This is a genomic window from Flexithrix dorotheae DSM 6795 (genome assembly GCF_000379765.1).
Taxonomy (GTDB): domain Bacteria; phylum Bacteroidota; class Bacteroidia; order Cytophagales; family Flammeovirgaceae; genus Flexithrix; species Flexithrix dorotheae.
Genome location: NZ_KB903446.1, coordinates 82632 through 108737, shown reverse-complemented (window position 1 = coordinate 108737; position 26106 = coordinate 82632). Strand labels below are relative to the sequence as shown.

Here is a 26106-nt window from a genome sequence, read left to right as displayed (position 1 = left end):
GCCTCATTGTCGGGTTTAAGTGTACCGATAGGTTTATTTGAGAAACAGCGAAATGGTTCATCAGATGGAGCCCCCATGGAGTGGGAGTTTCCGGTTTCGGGCGGAACACAGGTGAAGGTAAAAATATTTTTAATAGAGTTATTCAATGGAGTAACCGGACCAGGCCAGCGTGTATTTGATATAGCGCTTGAAGGAGTAGTACCCTCAGCGATGGATGATATAGATATGTTTGCCAGAGCAGGGGCCAAAAAAGCATTTATGATAGAAAGTGTGGTCACGGTTTCAGGAGATGGAATCCTTGATATCGATTTTATCAACACCGGATTGGAAAACCCGGTGGTTAGTGGCTTTGAGATTGTTGAATTTAATGAGGCATCTTCCAGAAAGGCAAGTCAAACCCTGGTTGTTAAAGAACCACAAAATACTGATTATCAATTTGATGTATATCCGAATCCAACTTCAGGAATCTTGAATTTTGATTTGGAAAACAACAATGAATTACCATATAAACTAGAGGTTTTTAATACATTAGGAATTAAAATACACGAGCTTATGGGCAATGGCTCCGGGAAGGAGCAAATTGATCTATTTAAGTTGGGAGCCAGTCATGGCATGTATTTAATCGTATTAAAGGTTGGAAATTCAGATCGGGAACTTCATAAAATTATTCTGAGATAAAATGCTTGAACCTGAATTTGTTTAAGGTAATATTTTGTAAAAAACGAAGATTTCTCAAGACGGAAACGGAGAAAAAAAGGGGATGAATCTGAAGGAAGGAATAACCATAGGCAATTTCTCGCAGGAAAAATTTTTCATAGGAATCAAAATTAAATAAGATTATATTGAGCTAGATTACTGATTTATTTGAGGTTTTGTTCGATAATGGGATAGAGAATTTGAGGACTCTATCACCCTGATTGGCCTCATATCAAATTTTCACATTTTCATAATCTCATAAACTTCATTAATGCTAAGTTACAATTGGTATTTTAATAGGCTAAAAACGATGTCTTCACGGGAAATTCTTTTCAGAATTAACCAAAAAATACAATCCTCAGGAGAAAAGATTTTTAAAATGGGATGGAAATGCGATAAAAAGCTAATAAGCCTTCCCCCTTCCATTTTACCGAAAATTAATTTTGAGGCAATTCCCATGCCTCCCAACTACATCCAAATATTTGATTGTCAACTGAATTATTATGAAAACATAGATTGGTCTTTGGATTTGTCATCGAATAAAAGATTTCCAAAGACATTTAGTAAAAACATTGATATAAGGACAGATCAATTTGGAAGTGCCAAACATGTTTGGGAGGTTAATAGATTGCAATTTTTAACCTATATAGCTATTCATTACAGGAAAACCAATAATGAAAGTTACCTGGAAAAGTTTGTTGAAATCTTGGAAAGCTGGATAGATAATAATGGCTATTTGGAGGGGGTAAACTGGTATAGTAATATAGAGGTAAATATCAGATTAATCAATTGGTTTTTATGTTGGGAACTATTAGATGTAAATCAACTACTGAAGGGAAATCAAAAATTGAGTGAGTTTGTTCAAAACAAATGGATTCCTTCGATTTATCAGCATTGTGTTTATAGTTTCAATAATCCCTCTAAATTTTCATCAGCAAATAACCATTTAATAAGCGAATATGCCGGACTGTTTATAGCAGCGTCTTTTTGGGAATTTAAAGAATCAGCTTTATGGAAAAAACATTCGAAAAAAGGACTGGAATATGAGATTATTAACCAACATACTGCAGATGGGATAAATAAGGAGCAGGCTGCAGAATATATCCAGTTTATTACTGATTTTTTTCTCCTTTGTTATATTGTTGGTGAAAATACCAAGGACCAATTTTCAAGTGAATATAAAGAAACTCTTCATAAGATTATCTCATTCATATTTAACTTAATGGATAATTATGGGAATATTCCATTTTATGGGGATGAAGATGATGGGAAAGTTTTCATTTTACATACGAGTGCCCCTTTTGATAACTTCAAATCTTTATTAATATCAGGTTCTGTTCTCTATAATAAATCTGAATATAAAAAGAAGGGAGGTGGATTCGATTCAAAAAACCTGATACTATTTGGACAAGATGGGCTCGAGAAGTTTAATAAACTTGAGGGCTCAGAAAAAACAGATAAGTCAAAATATTATAAAGAATCCGGACATTTTTTATTCAAAAATAAATTTTATGACCAGGATGTCTACATTTATTTTGATGCGGCTCCATTAGGATACCTTTCCATTGCGGCTCACGGTCATGCAGATGCCTTATCCTTTGTATTATATTATAAGGGGCAACCTTTATTCATAGATTCTGGTACTTTTACTTACCATACTCAAAAAGAATGGAGGGAATATTTTATGGGTACCTCCAGCCATAACACCATCCGAATTGATGGCCAGAATCAGGCAGAGATAGCAGGTCCTACCATGTGGCTGAATCACTTTTCAACCCGGGTATTGTCCCACGGGAAAAATGAAAATTTCGAATGGATAGAAGCATCTCACAGTGGTTATCATCATCTTGGAGTTGAGCATCAAAGAAAGTTATTAATTGATATTAACCATTCAACTGTTTTTTTAGAAGATAAAATTGTTAACTTGGATAATAAGGCACATAAAATTGAAGTGTTTTTTCATTTTCATCCAAATGTAGAGTTGGGTCAGGAAAATTCACATGCTTTTTCCTTAAGTCTTGGTCAGAAAGAAAAAGCTTTACTTTCATTGGATGACAGATTGGAGGTAGGGTATGCAAAAGGAGGAACTGATCCTATTTTAGGCTGGTATTCAGAAGGTTTCCAAAAAAAAGAACCATGTGGTGTTTTGATATGTAACTATTCATCAGAGAAAACTATCACACTAAAGAGTCATATAAAATTTATACCATAAGTGCGAATACTCAATACAGATTATGTTCATCTTTTTTGAAGGTACTAAAGGTTCAAATTTTACTTAATTAGTCAAAGAGTTAATCCAAAATTATTATGAAAATAAGTGTTTTTGGTTTAGGTTACGTAGGAGCTGTTTCTTGCGGATGTTTTGCAAAAGAAGGACATCAGGTAATTGGGGTTGATATCAACGAGCATAAAGTAACTTTAATAAATAGTGGAAAATCTCCGATTGTAGAAAAAGGCCTTGATGATTTAATAGCTTTTGGAAACAGAAATAAACTTTTAGGTGCCACAACTGATGTTGAAACTGCTATTCAAGACACTGATTTATCCATTATCTGTGTTGGAACCCCGAGCCAGATTAATGGCAATATTGACTTGAGCTATATTTTTAAAGTGTGCGGTCAAATTGGGGCTGCACTTCAGAAAAAATCATCCTTTCATACCATTGTAATTAGAAGTACAGTAGTACCTGGAACAGTAAGGCAATGTATAGAAATAATCGAAGATGTTTCCGGTAAAAAACATAACAAGGAATTTGGCCTTGGGTCTAATCCTGAATTTTTAAGAGAGGGAACTGCTATAAATGATTTTTGGCATCCACCCTATACTATTATTGGAATTGAAAGTGAAAAAAGCCAGGAATTATTGAAAACACTTTACCAAAATATCGATGCCCCTATTCATTTTCTTAAGCCAGAAGAATCTGAAATGATAAAATATGCTAACAATAATTTTCATGCAGTGAAAATTACTTTTGCCAATGAAATTGGGAATATCTGTAAAGCACTTGGAGTAGATGGCCATGTGGTAATGGATATTGTCTCAAGAGATAAAAAACTTAATTTGTCTTCCTATTACATGAAACCCGGTTATGCATTTGGAGGCTCCTGTTTGCCAAAGGATGTTAGAGGCTTAAATTATAGAGCAAAATTACTGGATGTGAAAACACCATTGCTCAACAGTCTATTAAGTAGCAATGAAAATCAAATAAAAAGGGGCCTTCAATTAGTTTATAATACCGGAAAAAGGAAAATTGGTGTTTTGGGGTTTGCTTTTAAGGCAGGAACTGATGACCTTAGGGAAAGTCCAATGATAACCCTGATTGAAACCTTAATAGGGAAAGGTTATGATTTGGCTTTATTTGATGCCAATGTATTGATATCAAAGTTAATGGGAAAAAATAAGGACTTCATTATTGGTCGGATTCCACATATTTCAAGATTGCTAAAAGCAGGAGCCGAACAGGTAATAGAAGAATCTGAGGTGATCATATTAGGAAATAAGTCAGAAGAGTTTAAGGAATTGCTTCCCAGCATCCCCAAAAATAAAACCATCATTGATTTAGTCAGAATAGATAAAGATAAAATAACCCAAGATAATTATGTCGGTATTTGCTGGTAAACACATATTAATAATTATTGAAAATCTACCAGCACCTTTTGACAGGAGGGTTTGGCAGGAGGCAAATACCCTAAAGGAAAATGGGGCACATATTTCGATTATCTGTCCTAAAATGAAGGGGTATACTAAAAGTTATGAAGTAATTAATGGAATTGAAATTTATCGACATCAATTACCATTGGAAGCCAGAGGTGCTTTGGGCTATTTACTTGAATATACGGCCGCCATTTTTTGGGAATTTTTTCTAAGCTGGAAAATTTTTTTTAAAAAACCTTTTCATGTAATTCATGGATGTAACCCTCCAGATTTGATTTTTTTAACTGCATTGCCTTTCAAACTCTTTGGTGTAAAATATGTTTTTGATCACCATGATATCAATCCAGAACTTTACATTGCAAAATTTCAGCGGAAAGATTTTTTTTATAATCTAATGGTTCTTTTTGAGAAACTGACTTTTGCTGCTGCAAATTATTCCATTGCCACCAATGAATCCTATAAGGAAATTGCAATTAGAAGAGGGAATATGCCTGTTGACAAAATTCAGGTGGTGAGGAGTGGGCCTAGTTTGAAAAGACTCAAAATTCTTCCACCTTCAGAAAAAATTAAAAAAGGGAAAAAATTTTTAGTGGGTTATGTAGGTGTAATTGGGGAACAAGAGGGATTAGATTTATTAATGGAGTCTGCAAGCATTTTAAAATCTGAAAGAAATGATGTGCAGTTTGCCATTGTGGGTGGAGGAACAGATTTGGACAAGATCATTAATATTACAGCTGAAATGGGGCTAAGTGATATAGTGGATTTCTATGGACGAGTTAGTGATGAGGTATTATTGGAGGTATTAAATACTGCTGATGTTTGTGTTAATCCTGATAAACCGACCGAAATGAATAATCTTTCTACAATGAATAAAATCATGGAATACATGGCTTTGAAAAAGCCTATTGTTCAGTTTGATTTGAAAGAAGGTAGAGCTTCTGCTCAAGAAGCGTCTCTTTATGTCTCAAATAGTGATGTGAAGGAATTTGCAAATAAAATCTCCTATTTACTAGATAATGAAAAAGTTAGATTAAATATGGGTGAGTTTGGATATAATAGAGTATTAAATGAGCTTTCCTGGGAGTATGAATCTGAAAAATTAGTGAGGTTTTATAAGAAGGTTTTCAGTCTTTCTGAAGTAAAAGAGAAAATTGTAAAAAAACAGTTAAGTTAATTCTGGAGTTGGTCATCAATTTATAATGAATCCAAAACATTCCTAATGTTGTATAAAAAAAAGCAATACCGAAATGATATTGCTTTTTTTTCAGGTGAAATTTTTACTAAAACTACCTTTTATTAATTTTTAAGGTTTTGATTTTACCTTCCCAAAAAATATGAACCAGGTACATTCCAGAAGCATAACTATCAAAGTTTTGCTCTACGATTAATTCTTTTTGGTTTTTTTGAAAAAGGTTATTTTCTACGGTTTTCCCAAATGCATCCATAATCCGGATATTTATCTTTCCTTTATATGGGTGGTTAATGCTTAAATTTAATTTAGAATCTACGGGGTTTGGTCCAAAATTTACCTCAAGAGTAGCTTCTTCCAGTGTTTCCGATTCTAACTCAGGATCGAAGGCTATAGGATAAAACTCTTTAGGCTGTTCCTTTGGGTATGAGCCATCGGAATTTAAAACAACAAGATTAACAGACTCTGAAAAGGATGAATCCCCATCATTATCATAGGCTAATGCAGAAATGCTATAAATTCCTGGCTCAGGATATTTCCAGACATACTGATACATTCCTTTTGGCAATTCTACCAAAAAATCTGAGCCATTGAATAATTTGATTTTTTCAATATTGCCATCTTTATCTTCCGCTGCTACCTCCAACTCTACATTTGATCCAAGTTTATACTCAAGGCCAGGTTGATTAATTAATGAAACATTGGGTAGAAGGTTGGTAATTTTTATTACACCAACATGTACTTCTGGTGTAACTCCCAATTCTGCTGCATCAGGAGATAGTGTAACCATTTTTGCAGTAAGTTTATAGGCACCTTTAGTGAAAGTACTCCAATTTAACTGAAAAGGGTATTCAAGGGCTTCGCCTATTTTATAGTCATTGGCAAAGAACTCAACTTTCACATTTCCTGTTCTCCCGTTTGAAGAGTTTGGGACATTGGCTGTTAATGCAATCACTTCACCGGTCTCAAATGATTCACCATAGGTAGGTGAAACAAGAGTGAAATTATCTTCAATTGAGAAATTAAGAGTATATGTTGCCAACTTTTCTCCTTTACCTTTTCTTTCAGAAAATGCTTTGGCCTTTAGTTGGTAATTACCAGTTGGTAAATTTGCTGGAAAAAAATCTCCATTATCATCTCCTGCAAAGGCATAAGGTGCTGAATTTTCTGAAGAATACAGCTCTCCATTCAAATAAAATAAAACGCTCCCAAACTTTGATCTTGTTTTAGCTTCAAAAGTAATTTGTTTTGATTTCAGGGTAGCCAGATTAATTATTTGGTTGTTTCTAATTAAACCCAACATTTTATCATTTTCGGCATCAACAAGTTCAAAACCATCAATTAGGGATTTAATGATAAAAACTGTTATTTCATCTGAATCTAATAAATCTCCTCCACCATCTTTTGAAGCAAAAACTTTTACTCCAATTTTATGTTCTCCCAAATCTGGGTTCCAGGAAAAATAATCTCCATTTTTATCACCGAACATAGTAAAGGGAGCATTATTTTCAGTTCGAACTAAATTTCCATCCAGGTAAAACTCCACACTTCCTGGTTCTCCAGCTACATTGGCTTCAATATTTAATTCATTTGTATTTAAATAGGATAAATTAATTTTATCTGAATTTATTACTGTACCTAAGCCTTTTTCTTCCGCTGCATCTATTAAGGAAAATCCATTGAAACTAACTTTTTCAACTTCTGGCTGATCTACAAATTCAAAAGTTATGGATTTACTTTCTATGAGGTTCCCTGTTCCTTTTTTTTCCGAATAGATTTTTACAGTTAATTCATATTTTTGCAATTCCGGGTTCCATGGATAATAATCTCCATTTTTATCACCAAACAAAGTAAAGGGAGCCTGGCTTTCTGTTCTTACAGCCTTTCCATTTAAATAAAAGACAATACTTCCGGGGGCTTCTTCTGTGTTTACCTGAATATTAAAACTTTTATTTAAGAATGAATCGATATTAATCTTTTCATAATCATTAATTTTTTTAATTGAGCGGTCCTCTACTGCATCATATAAAACAAATTCCCTGATAAATCCGAATTTTGAGTCATCGTTATCATCATCACTATTTAATACATATCCTTCAGGATGCACACATGATTCTATATATTCATCACTGCCCAATCCATCCTTATCAGCATCAAGATACCATTTTGTGTTAGGATGAATTTGATGGTTTTCATCATCGCAATCGTCACTATTGTTGACATAACCTATAGGCTGTTCACAAGCGATAACTGATTCCGATCCTCCAAAACCATCATTATCTTTATCTACATACCACTGTGAAATTTCCTGATTTGGATTAGCCTTATTAGGGCAATTATCCTTCGAGTCTTCTATCCCATCATTATCGCTATCAAAATCTGATTTTAGAACATTGATAATTATTGGTTCAGAAAAGGTGGAGTTATTGTGGTTATCAATAGCTTTGGCTTTAATATTATGCTGTCCACTCTTTAGAGGTTCCCATTCTATAGAAAAGGGCTCGGCAATGGCAATTCCCACCTTAATTTCATTAATGAAAAACTCAACTGATTCCACTTCACCATCAGGGTCAGTGGCACTTGCCAAAACAGTTACAATTTCGCCAATATTTACTGGGTTAATTCCAACTGAGGTGGAAAGTTTAATTGTAGGAGGTTTGTTTTCAATAAAAGCAGATTTTCCTTCTCCTTTTAAAATAATAGTTAAAATATCATTTTCAGCATTTGAAATTATTTTCAAAATTCCATCAACTTTACCCACCGAATCAGGAGAAAAAGTTAAGGTTAAGGTTTTAGATTTTCCTGCGGGAATAACTTTATTGTCAATATTTCCGCTGAAATTTTTCGGGAATTCGATTTGACTAATTTCAATATCTTTATTGCCCTGATTTTCTAATGTTACCGCTTTTGTGATTGTACTATCAATAGAAATTACTCCAAAATCAATTTCATCAACTGTCTTCAATATAGCAGTTGGATTTCCTGATGCAGGAGAACTTTCAAATTCCTTTGCACCAATATCGGGTCCGTTTCCATGATAAGTTAAATTAACAGGATCATTAGTCTCCCATGCGACTGTTTCATTTACATAAATGATATTATTTTTATAATCTATTTTAGATATGGTTGTAACACTTTTTCCTATCTGAATTCTGTCTCCTGTGGTAATTCCAAATCCATCGTAAAAATATCTTGCATCACTAATTTTAATTTGTTTCCCAGACCCTTTTTGTTGATTTACAAAAGCTAGTGGTTCGCCTGCATCAATTAAAGAACTCTTAGGATTTAAATTGAAATTGCCATCTGCTTCCGGGTTTGATGAAAGGAAATTTGGATCCTGATTTCTATTTGAATGAACAAACTCTTTATATTTATTTTCAACTTCTAAAGCTCCCTGAAGCCCTATATTTTTTATGTATATTCCATCACCTGTGGTTTTGGGTGAATAAAAGCAGTTTCCTATGATTTTATTTTCATTAAAATAGCCATTATTTGCTTCGGCAACATTTAAAAACACATGACCACTAAATTTTGAACTTTTAGGTTTAGAACCTACTTCAACGGAAATATTATTTTTAAAAATATTGTTTTTACTTTCCAATCCTCTTGATTGCTCCAAAAGCCAACTTGGGCCTCCACTATTGCAGATGGTGTTATTGTAAATCCTCTGGTACAAAGCATATTTTACAGCATTGCTGGCAGTTCCGCTAATTCCAGAGTGAACACTATTATATATGACATTAAATCTCACAATTTGATTTTCGCCCTGCGCTTTCATTGCGTGTGGATAGTTATTATCCGAAGCCCTATAAGAATTTCTTACAACATTGTATTCGAAAATATTGTATCCCCCAATCGTATTTGAACATGATTTACCATCCTCATTTGTTATGGCTAAACACCTGTTTCCTATAGGGTTTCCATTCCCATCCTTTCCCCAGGAGTTGTCAAAAATATTATTTTTAATCACATTAAAACTACCAAAAACAGATAGTAGATTATGGCCTCCATGGGTTAAATGATTTCCTTCAATCAGGTTATTGTTAGCGCATTTCATAGAGATTGCATCTCCTTTATCCTCCCCCTTTCCATCGTTCCAGGTACCACAATAGTCAATTCTATTATTCAAAATTTTATTGAAACTACTGCCATCATCCAGACTTACACCTGACCATCCTTTTGCGTATTTAAAGTTGCATGATTTGATTATACAATGATGGGAATTGTGTAATTGAGCCCATTGTTGGACTCCTGACGTTTCGTAAAGTTTCTTTCCATCTATATAAATTCCTTCTACAATTATATATTTTTTATTATTCAACAAAATACCAATTGAAACATTGGTAAGGATAGGTTTTTCGTTTTCAAATGCTATATAACTGATTGGTTGCCCACTAGTTCCTGAGTTTTTGGGAGCGATTTGTTGACCAGAGAATTCTCCTCCTCTTAGAAAAACTTTATCTCCTGGCATTAAAGAATTATTTGCCTTTTCTATAGTTTTCCATGGTGAGGAAAATGATCCTGAGTTGCTATCATTTCCTTTGTTTTTATCGATGTAATAATCCTTTGCAGTTAATTCAGAAGTAAAATGTGTGAAAAGTAAAGTTATGTAAAAAGATGCCAGAAGGCATTTTTTTAAAAGATGAGTATTTAACATATAAATCTTGTTAATGTTTGTTAATTGGATTCTTCCACCTTTTTACAAGATTATTGCCAAATCGAAAAAAAAAAATATTATCAATATAGACTTACAATTGTTTGGAAGTTTAAAGATGCAGTCTTTAAATAACTATTTAGCCTTAAAAAGAGGGTTAAATTTTGTGAAAACAACATATTTGCTTTGTTTATATTAAACTGTTGATAAAAGAATGTTCAGATTGATGTAAGAAATTACCATTTATAAGACTACTTTTTATTTAAAAATCGTTGAAAAAGCTACTAAATTCTTGTTTTTGGGTCAATTAAATTGTGCTAATAACAAATGTTAATAGTTTCCAACATTTACAATTTTTCTAAATCCGAATTATTTTTTTGGTTAAATTTACTATAGCCTAACTCCTGATTTGAATCTGATTTCTACTCCTATAATCTGCTTTAGATGAATTTAACTTATGCTATTTATATCCAAAAAGCCAAAACTTAAAAGGGAGAATGTTTTTTTAATTTTTTTCCTGGTTTTTCCTTTATCAATATTTTCTCAGACCATTAATTTTAATTCGAGTGGATTAATTGGTGAAACTTCATATAACCCCACATCTCTTGATTTTGGCCCAGATAACAGATTGTATGTTGCTCAGCAGGACGGATTAATTTATGCCTATACCATTACCAGAGCAGGAGCCAACAACTATATAGTCACCTCTACTGAAACAATTGATATTGTTAAAAATCAGACTCCTAACCATGATGATGATGGTACCCCTAATAGCAGCAAGAAAAGACAGGTAACAGGTATTTTTCTTTCCGGGACTGCTATGAATCCAATTATTTATGTCAGTTCAAGTGATTGGAGAATTGGAGCAGGCGGTGGAGGGAAAGATTTAAATCTTGATACTAATTCAGGCATATTACACAAACTTACTAAAAATGGGAATGGTTGGGATAAAATTGATCTGGTAAGAGGCTTCCCCAGATCTGAGGAAAATCATTCAGTAAATGGAATAGTTGTAGATCCTTCAAATGAAGATATTTTATACCTGTGTATCTCTGGAAATACTAATGCCGGAAGTCCCTCTATTAATTTTGCATTTTCTACGGAATATGCATATGCAACCAGTATAGTTAAAATAAATCTGGCTGCACTTAATTCCATGCCTGTTAATTCTTCAACAGATTATGGATATTTATACAAATGGGTGTATGATTTACCCACTGTAGATGATCCTACAAGAACAAATATTGACAATAAAGATCCTGGAGATCCATTTGGAGGAAATGATGGTTTAAACCAGGCTAGAATTGATCCTAAAAGTCCAGTTCAATTATATTCCACTGGTTGGAGAAATGTATACGATGTGATTATTACAGAAACTAAGGGTAAAGCAGGAAGGATGTATGCAGTGGATAATGGGGCTAATCCTGGTTGGGGAGGGCATCCTGATGGAGAGCAAGATTATCCTTCGGAAATGACTATTTCCAAAGCAACTACAAAATACCTGGAAGGAGAGCCAGGTTCCTCTAACCCTGGGCAGGGTGGAGATGGAGCTGTGAATAATAAAAATGGGTTGCATTTTGTAAGAGAATTAGTGCCCGGTGATAAGAATTATGTAAAACCCGGAGAGATATACTATGCAGGTCATCCTAATCCTATCAGAGCAAACCCTGCTGGAGCCGGCTTATTTACAAAAGGTGCTCATACAGTTAATCCCAACGATAAATCTGATGCTTATTGGAGGAATAAAATACTCTCTGAAAGCGATCCAAACTTTGCAACATCATCATTGCCAGTAGATTGGCCCCCGTTACCTCTAAGTATGGCTTACCCGGCAGAAGGGGATTTTAGAAATTCGGGGATTACGGATGGTGCACTAGCTAACTATGGACCGTCAACGAATGGTCTCTGTGAATATACTGCAAGTAACTTTAATGGCGCAATGCAGGGGAATATTCTATTGGCTGGATTTAATGGAAAAATATACAGGGCTATATTAAGTGAAGACGGAAAAAAAGTAACTAATTGTCCTGATAATACCGAAAACAGTTGTAACAAAATTTTTGCCTCAGGTTTTGGATCTCAGCCTCTTGATGTAATAGCCCAAGGTGATGATGATGTATTTCCAGGTACTGTGTGGGCTGCTACTTATGGTGATGATAATATTATGGTTTTTGAACCAGGAGATTACGATGGTTCTGGCGGAACAAGTTGTGATGCCAAGTTTGAGTTTAATATCGATTCAGATAATGATGGTTTTTCAGATGCAGATGAATTTGAAAATGGAACAGATCCATGCTCAGGTGCTGATAAACCCGAAGATCATGATGGGGTAAAGGTTAATGGCTTTTTTGTATCAAATTTAAATGACCCTGATGACGATGAAGATGGAATCCCGGATATTATTGACCCTTTTGCATGGGATCCTGAAAATGGAAAAACTACAGAACTTCCTTATTTCAATGATTTATTTAATATTCTTGGATTTGGGTTTGGAGAAATTGGATTTACAGGATTGATGACCAATGGTGAAACGGATTATCATGAGCAATTTGATGCTGAAGAGACTATTTTTGGGGGAACAGCAGGTTTATTTACCATTCCCAAAACAACTTTTGGAGATCCCAAGTCCAATAATAACACCCAGGATAATGCATTTCAGTTTGGGATTAACGTAGGAGAAAGTACTGGGTTATTTACAGTTAGTTCCAAAATTAATGGACCCTATTTTAACGGAAATACTCCAATAGATTATCAAAGCCAGGGCTTTTATATAGGCAATGGGGGTCAGGACAATTTTTTAAAGGTAGGGCTTTCTTCAAATGGTGGGTTTGGGGGATTACAGGTGTATTTGGAAGAAAATCAAAAAGTAATTTTAGATGAAACCTATACTGTTCAAGATATTCTAACTGCAAATGAAATAGAGCTTTTCTTAACCATTGACCCTATTTTAGGAATAGTTCAGCCAAAATATGCAGTTGATTTAGGAGAAATTAAATCTTTGGGAAATGAAATTGAGGTAAATGGGGACCTCTTATTGGCTATAAAAGGATCTTATTTAATTCAGGGTAAACCATCTTCACTTGCCATTGGAACTATTTCCACCTCCTATAAAAGTGGAACTCCCTTTGCGGCTACATGGGATTATTTTAAGGTACAATATGGGGATGGGGAAATCAATCAATTACCAATTGCTAATGCAGGTGAAAATAAAACTATATCATTACCAAATAACACCGTAATTATTAATGGTAAAGCCGAAGATTTTGATGGCAAAATTGAATCCTATTTTTGGGAATTATTATCAGGTAAAAGTGCCTCTCTAAAAGGGATTAATACACCAACTTTAATTGCTGAAAATTTAGAAGAAGGAGAGTATAAATTCAAATTAACAGTCACCGACAATAAAGGTGGAAAGGGAGAGGATGAAGTAATAGTGAAAATTCTACCCGAAGGAAGTGGTGGTACGAATCCGATACAGCTGGCTGACATAAAAGCACAAAATCATTTGGAAAATGATGAAATTTCCCTTGCAGTAATTGCTTCTGGAGGAGCAGATAATCTTAAATATAGCGCATCTGGTTTACCAGCCGGTTTGGACATTGAACCCACAAATGGACAAATTTTTGGGCAATTGGATCCTGGTTCATCTATACTTAGTCCGTATGTTGTTACAATAACGGTAGATGATGGTGGCCTTAATGCGGCTCAAAATACCACTTTCTATTGGTTTGTAAATGACAACAGTATTCCAAATTCATGGGACAGTATCCAAAATACTAATGAACATATTGGTCGGCATGAAAATTCCTTTGTTCAGGTTGGAGATAAGTTTTACTTATTGGGAGGAAGGGAATCAAACCAGGTGGAAATTTATGATTATAAAAATGACACATGGACAACAGGAGCCGAAGCCCCTTTAGAATTAAATCATTTCCAGGCGGTTTCATTTCAGGGTTATATTTGGGTAATTGGGGCTTTTAAAGACAATGAATATCCTACAGAGAAACCTGCGGAAAATATTTATTTATATGATCCTGTGGAAGATTACTGGATAAAAGGTCCGGAAATTCCTGAAAATAGAAGAAGAGGTTCCGCTGGCTTAGTGGTATACAATGATAAGTTTTATTTGGTGGCAGGAATCCAAAATGGCCATACTGATGGTTGGGTCAACTGGTTTGATGAATATGATCCCGTCACTGGAACTTGGACTGAATTGCCAGGTGCTCCAAGAGCCAGAGATCATTTCCATGCATGTGTAATTGGGAGTAGAATGTATGTCGCTTCTGGAAGAAGATCATCGGATAATTCTGAATTATTGCCAGAAGTGGATGTTTTTGATTTTATTGAAAATAAATGGATTGAAAATAATCTTCCGGATAATTTACCAACCCTTAGGGCTGGAGCCAGTAATGTTGTATTCCAAAGTGAACTGGTGGTAATTGGTGGTGAACCTAAAAAAAGGGGGCCGGCTATATCAAAGGCTGAATCATTGAATATCCAAACAGGAAAATGGAAAGAGTTAGCTGAAATGAATTATGGTCGACACGGAACTCAGGCAATTGTTTCAGGTGCAGGTATTCATATAACTTCCGGATCTCCAAACAAAGGAGGCGGAAATATGACTAATATGGAAGTCTACGGTGAGAACAATCCAACAGGAAATAAAATAATTCAGGGTAAAATAAATTCATCTGATATTGAATTCTTTCCCAAAGAGAAAAGTGAAAAAAGAATCCTGATTGAGAATTTGTCGGATAATCAGGGATTAATAATTGATACACTAATTTTAGAAGGGCAAGATGCAAAGGAGTTTACAATAGAAAACGGTGAATTATTAGGTAATTTGTGGTTTTTACCCTACCAAAATCCATTTGAAGTGATTGTTGCCTTTGACCCTCAAGATACTGCAGATAAAGAGGCCAGTTTATCAATATTTTATGGAAATGGGGAAAAAACAAGTATATCACTGATTGCCAAGGACACTATTATAGACCCACTAGTTCTAACTTTACTACCCAATCAAAAAAATATTGAAGAAGATATAATTGATTTAACCATTTCTGCTAAGGGTGGGAGTGGAGAATATTCTTTCCATGCAGACGGATTCCCAAGTGGAATTTTATTGGATATTAATACAGGAAAGTTTTCAGGTACAGTTTCACCGGGTGCTTCTAAAGAGGGAACAAATAACTCCGGTATTTACTTAGTAAACCTGAAAGTAGAAGACACAATTAACAAAAATTCCGAAGAATTTACATTTCTCTGGACCATTCTCCATCCTGACTCTTTAAAAGGAGCTATTCCCTTTATTGCCCCTCAGGAGGATTTCATAATATTGGAGGGAGAAAGTGAAATCAAGGAAATATTAATTTTTGATCCGGATGGAGATAGCTTGGATATTAAGGTAGAAGTTTCTCCAACTGATAAAAACTTTTATTCCCAAAAACTAACTCAAAATGGGGAAGGCGATTACACGATAAATCTTTCTTTTTTTCCTACTTCAGAAGACTTGGGATCATATACATTTAAAGTTTCTGCAAGAGATAGTTTAAATTACGCTGAGTCAGTATTTAAGGTAAATGTGCTTAATGATAGCCTAACTCCGGGGAAAATATTATATCGGGTAAATGTAGGAGGGCCAACTGTGTTCCCCTTAATCCCGCAGGAACCTGCCTGGGGGGAAGATACCAATGGTTCCCCTTCTTTATACCGGATACAGGGAGGGGAAGAAACATTTTATAGTAGTTCAGAAGATGCTTATGAGGGAGAAATTGGTACTGACCACAATTCGATCAAAAATGAATTAATACCAACTTTGATTTTAGAATCTGAAAGATGGGATCGTAGGGATAGTTTAGAAATGAAATGGAGTTTTCCAATACAGCAAGGTACAGAGGCTTTGGTCAGGTTCTATTTTGCGGAAACTTTTAATTTAATTGACAGTGCTGAAAAAAGAGTATTCTCAATAGAACTTGAGAATGAGCCAGTAAAAAGGCTTTCGAATATAGATCCATTTACTATTGCAGGCCCCAATAACGCCTTTATTCTGGAGGCTACTGCAATTGTGAAAAATGATAATTCACTGGATATTGAATTTATCCATAATAAAGAAAACCCCTCAATTAAAGCTATCGAAATTATTGTTCATGATAATCGTAATTTGAACCACTTACCTTTAATTTCCGGATTTCAGGAGAATTACGAACTTTTTGAAGGAAACTTACTGGATATTTCCATGCATATTTCAGATTTTGAAAATGATAGCCTTTCAATACTCTACAGCATGGTCGACTTAAAATCTGGGAAGGAATTATTTTTTGATTCCATTTATCATGAATTGGATATCTGGCATTTCCAGGTTAACACCCTCAAGAGTAACAAAGGTGAATATTTAGGGACTATCAAAGTGCTGGATGGGAATAACACTATTGTGAACAGGCATTTTACTGTGCTCATTAAATCAAATTTTGCCGATGCATTCGTAAAATATAATTTTAGATCAGGGAATAAAGTTTATTCCCAAGTATTTCAGGACTCAGTGGAATTTTATCTATACAATCCCGATGAAACCAAACCACGATATACCATTCAAATTCGTCCAAACATAAAAAATGAGATTTTTCTTGAAAACATTCTACCTGGTCCCTACCTGATAAGTATGAATCCTAAAGGTGGTTTAAAAACAGCTATCACTGCCAACCTGGAAAAAGGAAATAATTATTTGCATTTTGGAAGTGTTCCTCATGGCGATTTAAACAATGATAACTTAATAAATGAGGAAGATATAGGTTTGCTTAAGGATAAATTTGGCATTAAGCCTTCCTCAGAAAGCAATGTACAATTTTTTGACTTTAATAAAGATGACATTATTGATATCCGGGATTTTTCAGTAATTGCGGGAAATATTGATTTAAATGGCTTCCAGGTTACAAAAAACTCATATAATCAATTAAAACAAATAATAATTGATACGGCTGTATCTGAATTAAAACCCTTTAAAAAATCAATTCTAAATATCGAATTTGAAAAAGATATTAATTTTGATTACAACCAATTCTTTTCGATTGTTTCCAAAATCGACACCCTTGAAGAGGGAATAAGTGGAATAAAAATCAATATGTTTTATGATATTGATATTTTGAAAGTTAATGATTTGATTATCAATGAAGATTTATTTCCCTTGATTTTTGAAAACAGGGTTAAAAAAAGTACTGGAGAAATAAGTTTACAAGTTGGAAGAATTGAAAAATCTGAAAAACAAAAAATAGAAGTATTTAGAATTGATGGAAGTGGAGTGGGCAATAATGAAGAATTTTCTTTAAATTTTAATGAAAATAATTTTATTTCAAAAGAAGGGTTTAATGCTGAATATGAGATAAAGGCCGAAGAAATTTTTCTGGAAAAGTTGGATAAAAAGGTTTTAATTTACCCCAATCCTTCCTCTGGAATTTTTTCTTTGGTTTTGAGTAACCCGGAATCCGAACAAGTTCAGGCAACAATTTACGATTCTTCAGGTAAGAAAGTATTTGGTTCAAAACTTAAAGGAAAAGAACACCAATATAATTTTGACTTAACAACATACACTCGTGGGCTTTACCTTATGTCCGTTCAAATTGGTAATTCAATATTTAACCACAAGTTTGTTATCATTAAATAAAAATTATTGAGAAAAAAGAGTTAATAATAGCAAATAATTTTTCATTAGTGAAGAATTTTTTATTAAATTTATAGACCATCAAATCCAATCTTCATTTAACCTGATATGGTCTAAATTTTAGACTAGGATAAGCTAATCTTTTTATTTAACTAATAATTCAAGTTCATCGATTTCTGCTGATCTCAGTGAATAATTATGTAATTATTTATGGCATACATCCATCAGTTAATTGAAAATAGGGTAATTGTTACGAAAACAATTACTACTAAGAAACAAAACAAGAAAAGATACGGGGAATTCATAAAAAGTATTTTTATTTTGATGGATTTAATATGCCTGAATTTTATTTCCATTGGAATTGTAGTTTTTTCCGGTTTAGTTTTAAATAACTTTTACTTTATTGTTTTTTTCAACCTATCCTGGCTTTTTCTGAATTTCTTTATTCGAAGGAATAATTTCGATAGAAATATTGAAACTTTAAGAATACTTTTTAATGACTTAAAATTAGTTTTCATTCATTTTTTATTCATAGCTTCCTTCAGCCAATTTATTTTTTTACCGGATTTGAATATTCTCAATTTGGGCATTTGGTATTTGGTATTTTTGCCTGGACTGGCTATTTCAAGGATTGTTCTATTTTTTTTACTAATCGAATACCGAAAACAAGGATATAATTACAGAAAAATCGCTATTGTAGGTGGAGGCCCCATAGGTCATGAATTACATGAATTTATAAAAAATAACCTCAAACTAGGTTATAAATTCTGCGGAATATTTGATGAAAAAGTTTCCCAGGAAAAATCTGATTTATACAAGGGAAATATTGAAGACCTTTTCAACTACTGTTCTCATAACAAAGTAGACGATATTTTTTGTGCATTATCCTCTAATAAATCAAAAGAAATACATCAAATTATGGAGTTTGCGGATAATAATCTAATTCGATTCCGATTAATACCCGACTTCAAAATGCTTTTTAATCCAAATAAAAAAATCGACCTTAGTTTTTATGATGGAATACCGGTCTTAACACCCAGGCATGAACCCCTTGAAAATGTACATAATAGGTTGATAAAAAGAGGTTTTGATATATTCTTTTCCTTTTTTATGATTACGATTTGTATATCTCTGATTTTACCCCTGTTAGCTATATTAATAAAGTTATCTTCTAAAGGACCTGTATTTTTCAAGCAATTAAGAACAGGAAAAGATAATAAAGAGTTTTATTGTTATAAATTTAGGACAATGGTGGTAAATCCCGATGCGGATAAAACTCAGGCTACCAAAAATGATTATAGAATAACTAAGCTTGGAGCTTTCCTTCGGAAAACCAATTTGGATGAACTTCCGCAATTCTTTAATGTGTTAAAAGGAGAGATGTCGGTTGTTGGACCAAGACCTCATATGCTTTTGCATACAGAAGAATATTCTAAAAAAATCAACAAATACATGGTTCGACATCTTATCAAACCAGGAATCACCGGATGGGCACAAGTAAATGGTTATCGAGGAAATACAGCTAATAAGTTTCTAATGGAAAAAAGGGTTGAACATGATATGTGGTATCTGGAAAATTGGAGCCTGTGGCTTGACATAAAAATTACTTTTTTAACAACCTGGAATGTTTTTAAAGGGGAAAAAAATGCTTACTAAAACTACACCTTTCATTAATAATCCAGACCTCAATTAACCTTTCAAAAATTCTTTCCTACATTTGAAGGAAAAGTTTGATTCTGTTCATCATAAATTTTTATTCAGATAAAAAGCTGAAGATTACTTTCTAATTGATTTTAATGGAATATATTCCTTTATGAAAAAACTACTAGAGCTGCTAAATATCGATATTTTCAAAAAATATTTTGATTTTTTGCTTCATATAAGTAAGGAAAATAGCCAAATTATCAAATTTATTATTGCAGGAGGAACCGGTGCAGTTTTAGAAATTGCACTGTTTATATTATTTAATGAAACATTTGGGATTCATTATCTTATTTCAAACCTTGTGGCTATTACCACTGCCATTTATGTAAACTATCTTATATCCCAAAAATGGGTTTTTGAATCCGGAAGATACTCTAAAGGAATGGAGTTAGTGGCTTTTGTAGGAATTTCAATTTTAATAATAGGGCTAAATCAGTTAGTGATGTGGGCATTTGTAGATGGATTAGATATCAATGAGAGAATTAGTAAAGTCACCTCTATTTGTATTGTGGCGGTTGTTAATTTTTTTGGAAAAAAATATTTAGTATTTAAGAATTAAAAAAGGGGAATATGCAATTCAATAAATTATCCATTATTATTCCTGCCTACAATGAAGGAAGAACTATTCATTTGATTCTGGATAAAATTAAGGAAGTGATCCTTATGCATAATATTCAAAAAGAAATAATCATTGTAAACGATTATTCTAAAGATAATACTGAAGAGGCAATCCTTGCATATCAATTTGACAACCCTGAATTAAACATTAAATATTTTAAACACGAAAAAAATAAAGGGAAAGGAGCTGCTTTGCACACGGGTATTAAACAGGCTACAGGAGAATATTTGGTTATTCAGGATGCAGATCTGGAATATGATCCGCAAGAGTATAATAATTTATTAAAACCTGTTGTAAATGGATTTGCAGATGTGGTTTATGGTTCAAGGTTTATGGGAGGAAAACCACATAGAATATTATTTTTCTGGCATTCTATAGGCAACAAGTTCCTTACATTTTTGTCAAATATGTTTACCAACCTCAATTTGACAGATATGGAAACATGTTACAAACTTTTTAATACAGCAATTATCCAGCAAATACCTTTAAAGGAAAAAAGATTTGGATTTGAACCTGAAATCACCGCTAAAATCGCAAGGATTCCTAAAATCAGAATTTATGAGGTGGGGATATCTTATTATGGAAGAACTTACCAGGAAGGGAAAAAGATTGGTGCCAAAGATGGTTTTAGGGCGATTTATTGTATTTTGAAATATGGGTTATTTAGGACTGGAAATTCCTTTTTGAAAAATTTACAAAAAGAAGAAAAAGATGAATTAAAGATTATGAAGTGAACCGTAATCGTAACTTTTTTCTTCAAATTGATATTGGAAGATTCAAGTCATTAAATAAATATGAAAAATGCACATTTGTTGATTCTGGCCTCCTTAATATTCTTTTTAAGCAGATTAAGAGTATTGTTTAATGAATATGTAATTTCAAATGACTCCAGTCAACACCATTTTTGGATGTATAAATTTACCGGAGCGTTTTTTAAAGAGAAGGACATTATAGCCCAATTTGCAGAAATTATCCAACCTAAGGCATACGTCCTGATATATCAATTCTTATTAAAATTTCTTGAATTGAAATTTGCTATTCTTACTGTTGAATACCTCATTTTTATAATTACATGTATAGCACTTTTGGAAATTTGCAAAAGATACTTTCCGAAAAATACTATCCTTTCCTTTATATTAATTATTGCGACTTTAAGCATTCCTGATGTTGTTGGAGGCTTTTCTCGTTCTTTTTCATTTTTTATTATCATTATTCCAATTTATTTCCTGACGTTTAAATTTGATCATTTATTAATTGGAGCATTTCTTTTCCTTTCAGGTTTTTTATATCCTGTCTCTTTTTTAATAAGTGCAGGTGTTATTCTGAGTTTTTATGGGTTTAAATATGTGCTCTCAAAAGAAAATAAGTATTTAAAAAAATCAGCAGTATGTATATTTTTTTGCCTTGGTGCTATATTTTTTTTGAAGCAGAAGTCAGAAAAATTTAATGAAGTAAAATTTGTTGGTCCTGTGATTACCAAACAGGACATCTTAAAAGATCCTTTAATGGGCAAAGAAGGAAGAGTTCACCTAAAACCCCAATTTGAAAAGTCTCCTTTGAGATTAATTGGGGGGCAATTTTCTAAAGCTACTTCTGCCTTTATCCAAATACCTGATTTATTTAAGAGAATAAACATTTACCTTGTTTTTATCCTTGGGCTCACACCATTTTCTCTTTGGATAAGAAGGATTTTTTTGGAGAAAAGATTGGATGAAATAAGTATTTTAATAATATCCCTATTGTTCACAGGTATTATTCTATTTTTTGCGGCCAGATTACTACCCTTTAAATTATATATGCCACTCAGGTATTTGGAGAAAACATTTCCAATTGCTGTAACCTTGGTTGTATTATATTTATTTAATCATTTAAGGAGTATAAAATTTTTTTACGCCATAAGCTATTCATTTTTTGGAATATTATTAATTGGAGCAATTTATAATAATAATTATCGGGGATTTAATGATTATTCGGAGTATAAATTTGTTTTTTCAGAATTAGAAAAAACAGATAAAAAATCACTTATAATCGCACCTCCCTTAACAGCTGACATGATTCCTTTTTTTAGTAAAAGGTCTGTTTTAGTAAGTAAGGAATCCTGTCATGGAGTATATTATCAGTATTATAGGGAGGATCAAATGCAAAAAATGTCTGATTTAATTAAATTATATGCGGCACCTGACCTAAATGACATAATTAAAATTACAGCAAGACATCAAGTTGATTATATTGTTTTAGATAAAAATTTCATTCCTTTTAGTGACCTAAACGAAGAAATGGAAATATTCTCTCCTTTCAATAATAAATTGGAAAATCTTTATGCTCAAAAAATGATAGATAAAAGTTTCTTTATTAATTTGCCTGAGGCAAAATTGCCAATTTTTGCAAAAAATGATAGATTCCTTATCGTTGAATGTGAAAAATTTAAAACTATCCAGAATATTTTTTCTGGGGATCAAAAATCCACGGTAGAAGTAAACTATTAATAACCTAAATTAAAAGTTCTTACACTATTCAGATTTTAAGGTAACTGTATTATGAAACTCACTATTATCATCATTTTTATTTTTTCGGCTACCAGCCTAAAGCTTTGGGGACAGGTTTATGATTTTGATTCTCTATACCAAAATGATGAGGAGTTTAAAGAGTCAATTTCTTCCAATAAAATATTTCAAAGCTTATTTGAAAGTGATGAGATTCTCAGAATCACTATTGAATCGGATTTCAGGAATTTAATCAAACGAAAATTTAAAGGAGAGTATCAGCCAGCTGTCCTCAAATATTTTTTAAGTGATTCTATTGTAGTTACCAGAGAATTAAAAATAAAACCAAGGGGAAATATGAGAAGACGTACTTGTTATTTTCCTCCAATCACGCTTAATTTTCCCAAAAAAGAGGTAGTTCTAAAACAGATTCAGGAATTTGATAAAATGAAAATGGTGCTTGACTGCAAGCGGGGAAAACTTTATGAACAATACCTGCTTTCAGAATACTATGCCTATAAAATTTATAACCTGGTTACCGACTATAGTTTTCGTGTAAGGTTGTGTGAAATTACACTGGTGGATTCCAACGATAAAATGAAAAGCCTCAAGAGTTATGCATTTATCATTGAAAATATGGAAGAACTTTCAGAAAGGTTAAACTCATTACCCTACGAAACCCAGAACATACGCGATCAATATACCGAACCGAAAACCCTGAGTAAAGGGTACTTGTTCCAGTATTTGATTGGCAATACAGACTGGTCAATTCCAGCCTTGCACAATGTAAAACTGGTGACCTCCAAAGACCCCACTAAACAAGGGCCAAGCTTCATTCCTTATGATTTCGATTATGCAGGAATTGTCAATACCCTTTATGCTGTTCCCGATGAAAACCTGGGTATAGAGTCGGTAAAGGAGCGGGTATATAGAGGGGTTTGTATAGAAGAAAAATATATTCTGGAAGCAGCCGAGAGCTTCAAAGCTGTAAAGGAAGATATTTACGGATTGTATCAAAAATCACCGTATATTGATAAGAATAATTTGAGTTATACCATACGATATTTGGATGAGTTTTTCCACATTATTGAAAATGAGGGTTATTTAAAAAGAAATATAATTGACCAATGCAGGGAATAATAACTGCCATAAGGAAAGAGAAGTAAAAGAATTGGCAGAAGATGCCACAATTGGCATTAAATCATGAATAACAACATTTCAAATTACCGGGATTTATGAATGAAAACCCAAATTGCAAACTTGAAAAAAGGAGTTATATTTGGGCAGAATTTTAACGCTCAACAAAAATCGACCACTGTATGCTGGATCATTTCTACTTCAAAATAAACGCCTTACTTTTTCTTATTGGTTTTACTTCTTCCATTTCATTTGCTCAAACTATTGATAGCACTCAGATTGGAAAGGAATATCCTTATGCACTACCGATTTTAGGAAAAAAAGCATATGAAAAGGGATATAAACTCCAATTGCCTCATGGCCTTTCAATAGGTACAATTTTCAACAAGCAAGGAATAGTTCTGGAAAACTTTGAGATGGCATTTACAAAACCAGGGGAGGATCCAGATTTTGGGAAATTGCAGCCCATTAGCGATCTGATTGAATTTGGCCCATCCAATGGTAGAATTAACACCTTAAATTATCGGTTTGATACATGGATTTTACCTTTTTTATCTGTAGGTGGATATTATGGAAATGTTTGGGGAGAACAAGTGGTAACCCTGACTGCTCCCATTGAGCTTTCCAGTGTTACCGACATAAAAGGGGAATATTATGGAATGAACCTGGTTGGGTTATTTCCTGTGGGTCCGGTAGTGATTTCGGCAGATTATTCCTGGTCATGGACCACTAATGTCAGATTGGATGATCCGGTGAAAGTAGAGGTAAGTGGCATAAGAGTGCTTAAAAGGGTGGTGAGTAAGAAGCGGTCCGACCGTTTTTGGGCTTTTTGGATAGGTGCTCAGCATCAAAAACTGGCCAACAGAACTTCTGGTAAAATAGGACTTGGAGAGGCATTGAGTATTGATGATGGTTTTGTGGAGGACATGGATTCAAAATGGGAGGCTTATAAAATGACACCCGATTATGAAAACTTACCTACTGGCGAAAAAATCAAAAAAGAAGCTGCATATCAGATTGTAAGAGAAGGAGTGATAAATGTCAGTGAAACCACTGTTCACTATAAATTCGATAAAAGATTGGAATATCCCTGGAATATGCTCCTTGGGGCCAACTGGAATATAAATGATCGTTTTCAGGTAAGGGCTGAGTACGGTTTTTTAAAATCTAAACAACAATTAATGGTAATGGGCAGCTACCGATTTGGTTTATAGCGATTATAGGCTGTTTTACAAACATGCCTGGACCATCATATTACCAGATTGGAAGAATAGGGGTGGTCCGAAATATATATATTTAAGCCATTTTCTACCACATTCAAAATTTGTAGGTGGGTTATTCATTTTTGTTGGTGATTAGTATTCTCGCCAAAACATCCAGGGTTCTTTTTGCTTGTCAATGGATAAGCCATTATATTCATTTTCCGGGATAAAAGTTCACCTCACTTATTGGTGTATGAAATCCCTATATTACAGCAATTTACAAAGAAGAATTTGCTGGAAAGAAAATTTGCAATAGCTACATGAATTCCAGAAGAATGGATTTTTTAAAATACTTAAACAGGATAAATTTTTTTGATCGACCTGATCCAACCCAAGAATCTTTAATCAGGCTTCACCAAAATCATCTTTTCCATATTCCTTATGAGAATCTTGATATCAGATTGGGGGAAAAGATTCTTCTGGAAGAAAAAAAGATATTTGAGAAGGTTATAAATCAGCATAGGGGAGGTTTTTGCTATGAATTAAATTACCTGTTCTTTAGATTATTAATGGAGTTGAATTTTAATGCAAAACTCATTTCTGCCCGAATATTTAAAGAAGGTGAACCTGGACCGGAAGGTGATCATATGGCCATTGTGGTTGAAATTGAAGGTGAAAAATGGTTGTGCGATGTGGGGTTTGGAGATTTATTCCTTAAACCCTTAAAATTTGATTTTGAAATCCCACAACCAGATGGAAATTATGTATTTAAGTTGCAGCAATTGGATGAAACAAGTTATTTGTTATTCATTTCTGAAGATGGATTAACCTTTGAAAAAAAATATATTTTCGATCTGGAAGACAGGAAACTGGAAGATTTTATTGATGAATGTGAATATAAACAAACTTCTCCAGCGTCTTATTTTGTGGAAAATAACATTTGTTCCATACCTACAAAAACCGGAAGAAAAACAATTTTTAATTCAAAATATACAGAGAAAATAAATGGGGAAAAATTGGAGACCATGATCACCTCTGTTGAGCAGGAAGATGAAATATTAAAAAAGGAGTTTAATATTATGCTGAACAGAAGGTGACCAAGCAACTGGCTACC

The 26106-nt window shown here is 33.4% G+C and carries 13 protein-coding genes; 12 read left to right on the top strand and 1 reads right to left on the bottom strand.

Features of this window, described 5'->3' with window-relative positions; translation table 11 throughout:
* From A3EM_RS0119450 to A3EM_RS0119435, 4 genes are all read left to right on the top strand, one after another.
* The coding region (locus tag A3EM_RS0119450; protein ID WP_026210418.1) for a T9SS type A sorting domain-containing protein at positions 1-678 on the top strand (678 nt) is incomplete at its 5' end.
* Between the two features lie 328 nt (positions 679-1006).
* Positions 1007-2908, top strand: a complete 1902-nt coding sequence (locus tag A3EM_RS0119445) for an alginate lyase family protein (protein WP_020529914.1) — start codon at positions 1007-1009, stop codon at positions 2906-2908.
* A 95-nt stretch (positions 2909-3003) separates the two neighbouring features.
* The gene (locus A3EM_RS0119440; RefSeq protein WP_020529913.1) at positions 3004-4314 is read left to right on the top strand and encodes a nucleotide sugar dehydrogenase; all 1311 of its coding nucleotides are present in this window, start codon (positions 3004-3006) and stop codon (positions 4312-4314) included.
* A complete protein-coding gene (locus A3EM_RS0119435) occupies positions 4295-5524 on the top strand; it encodes a glycosyltransferase family 4 protein (RefSeq protein WP_020529912.1) in 1230 nt (409 codons plus the stop codon). The genes A3EM_RS0119440 and A3EM_RS0119435 overlap by 20 nt, the downstream gene beginning before the upstream one ends.
* A gap of 112 nt (positions 5525-5636) precedes the next feature.
* On the opposite strand, the gene A3EM_RS0119425 is transcribed toward A3EM_RS0119435, so the two are convergent.
* Positions 5637-10196, bottom strand: coding sequence for an Ig-like domain-containing protein (locus A3EM_RS0119425; protein WP_020529911.1), 4560 nt, complete (start codon positions 10194-10196; stop codon positions 5637-5639).
* Positions 10197-10650: 454 nt separating this feature from the next.
* On the opposite strand from A3EM_RS0119425, the gene A3EM_RS46015 reads away from it, so the two are divergent.
* The 8 genes from A3EM_RS46015 to A3EM_RS0119375 all read left to right on the top strand — a co-directional run bounded on the left by A3EM_RS46015 (position 10651) and on the right by A3EM_RS0119375 (position 26089).
* Positions 10651-17850, top strand: a complete 7200-nt coding sequence (locus A3EM_RS46015) for a Kelch repeat-containing protein (protein WP_020529909.1) — start codon at positions 10651-10653, stop codon at positions 17848-17850.
* A gap of 207 nt (positions 17851-18057) precedes the next feature.
* Positions 18058-19503 (top strand): undecaprenyl-phosphate glucose phosphotransferase, encoded by a 1446-nt coding sequence (locus A3EM_RS0119410; RefSeq protein ID WP_020529908.1) that lies wholly within the window; start codon positions 18058-18060, stop codon positions 19501-19503.
* 157 nt (positions 19504-19660) lie between these two features.
* Positions 19661-20110, top strand: coding sequence for a GtrA family protein (locus tag A3EM_RS0119405; protein ID WP_020529907.1), 450 nt, complete (start codon positions 19661-19663; stop codon positions 20108-20110).
* Positions 20111-20121: 11 nt separating this feature from the next.
* Positions 20122-20904, top strand: a complete 783-nt coding sequence (locus A3EM_RS0119400) for a glycosyltransferase family 2 protein (protein WP_020529906.1) — start codon at positions 20122-20124, stop codon at positions 20902-20904.
* Positions 20905-21726: 822 nt separating this feature from the next.
* On the top strand, positions 21727-22656 hold the full coding sequence (locus A3EM_RS47655; RefSeq protein WP_211211992.1) for a hypothetical protein: 930 nt from the start codon (positions 21727-21729) through the stop codon (positions 22654-22656).
* Positions 22657-22707: 51 nt separating this feature from the next.
* Positions 22708-23793, top strand: coding sequence for a hypothetical protein (locus A3EM_RS0119390; protein WP_020529904.1), 1086 nt, complete (start codon positions 22708-22710; stop codon positions 23791-23793).
* Between the two features lie 179 nt (positions 23794-23972).
* Positions 23973-25004 (top strand): hypothetical protein, encoded by a 1032-nt coding sequence (locus A3EM_RS0119380; RefSeq protein ID WP_020529903.1) that lies wholly within the window; start codon positions 23973-23975, stop codon positions 25002-25004.
* 323 nt (positions 25005-25327) lie between these two features.
* Entirely contained in the window at positions 25328-26089 is a 762-nt protein-coding gene (locus A3EM_RS0119375) for an arylamine N-acetyltransferase family protein (protein WP_026210415.1), read from the top strand.
* Positions 26090-26106 lie beyond the last annotated feature (17 nt).

Bases quoted from the DNA above. Each gene is read 5' to 3' on its own strand.
- A3EM_RS0119445 (WP_020529914.1), top strand. From the start codon at position 1,007: ATGTCTTCACGGGAAATTCTTTTCAGAATTAACCAAAAAATACAATCC.
- A3EM_RS0119440 (WP_020529913.1), top strand. From the start codon at position 3,004: ATGAAAATAAGTGTTTTTGGTTTAGGTTACGTAGGAGCTGTTTCTTGC.
- A3EM_RS0119435 (WP_020529912.1), top strand. From the start codon at position 4,295: ATGTCGGTATTTGCTGGTAAACACATATTAATAATTATTGAAAATCTA.
- A3EM_RS0119425 (WP_020529911.1), bottom strand. From the start codon at position 10,196: ATGTTAAATACTCATCTTTTAAAAAAATGCCTTCTGGCATCTTTTTAC.
- A3EM_RS46015 (WP_020529909.1), top strand. From the start codon at position 10,651: ATGCTATTTATATCCAAAAAGCCAAAACTTAAAAGGGAGAATGTTTTT.
- A3EM_RS0119410 (WP_020529908.1), top strand. From the start codon at position 18,058: ATGGCATACATCCATCAGTTAATTGAAAATAGGGTAATTGTTACGAAA.
- A3EM_RS0119405 (WP_020529907.1), top strand. From the start codon at position 19,661: ATGAAAAAACTACTAGAGCTGCTAAATATCGATATTTTCAAAAAATAT.
- A3EM_RS0119400 (WP_020529906.1), top strand. From the start codon at position 20,122: ATGCAATTCAATAAATTATCCATTATTATTCCTGCCTACAATGAAGGA.
- A3EM_RS0119390 (WP_020529904.1), top strand. From the start codon at position 22,708: ATGAAACTCACTATTATCATCATTTTTATTTTTTCGGCTACCAGCCTA.
- A3EM_RS0119380 (WP_020529903.1), top strand. From the start codon at position 23,973: ATGCTGGATCATTTCTACTTCAAAATAAACGCCTTACTTTTTCTTATT.
- A3EM_RS0119375 (WP_026210415.1), top strand. From the start codon at position 25,328: ATGGATTTTTTAAAATACTTAAACAGGATAAATTTTTTTGATCGACCT.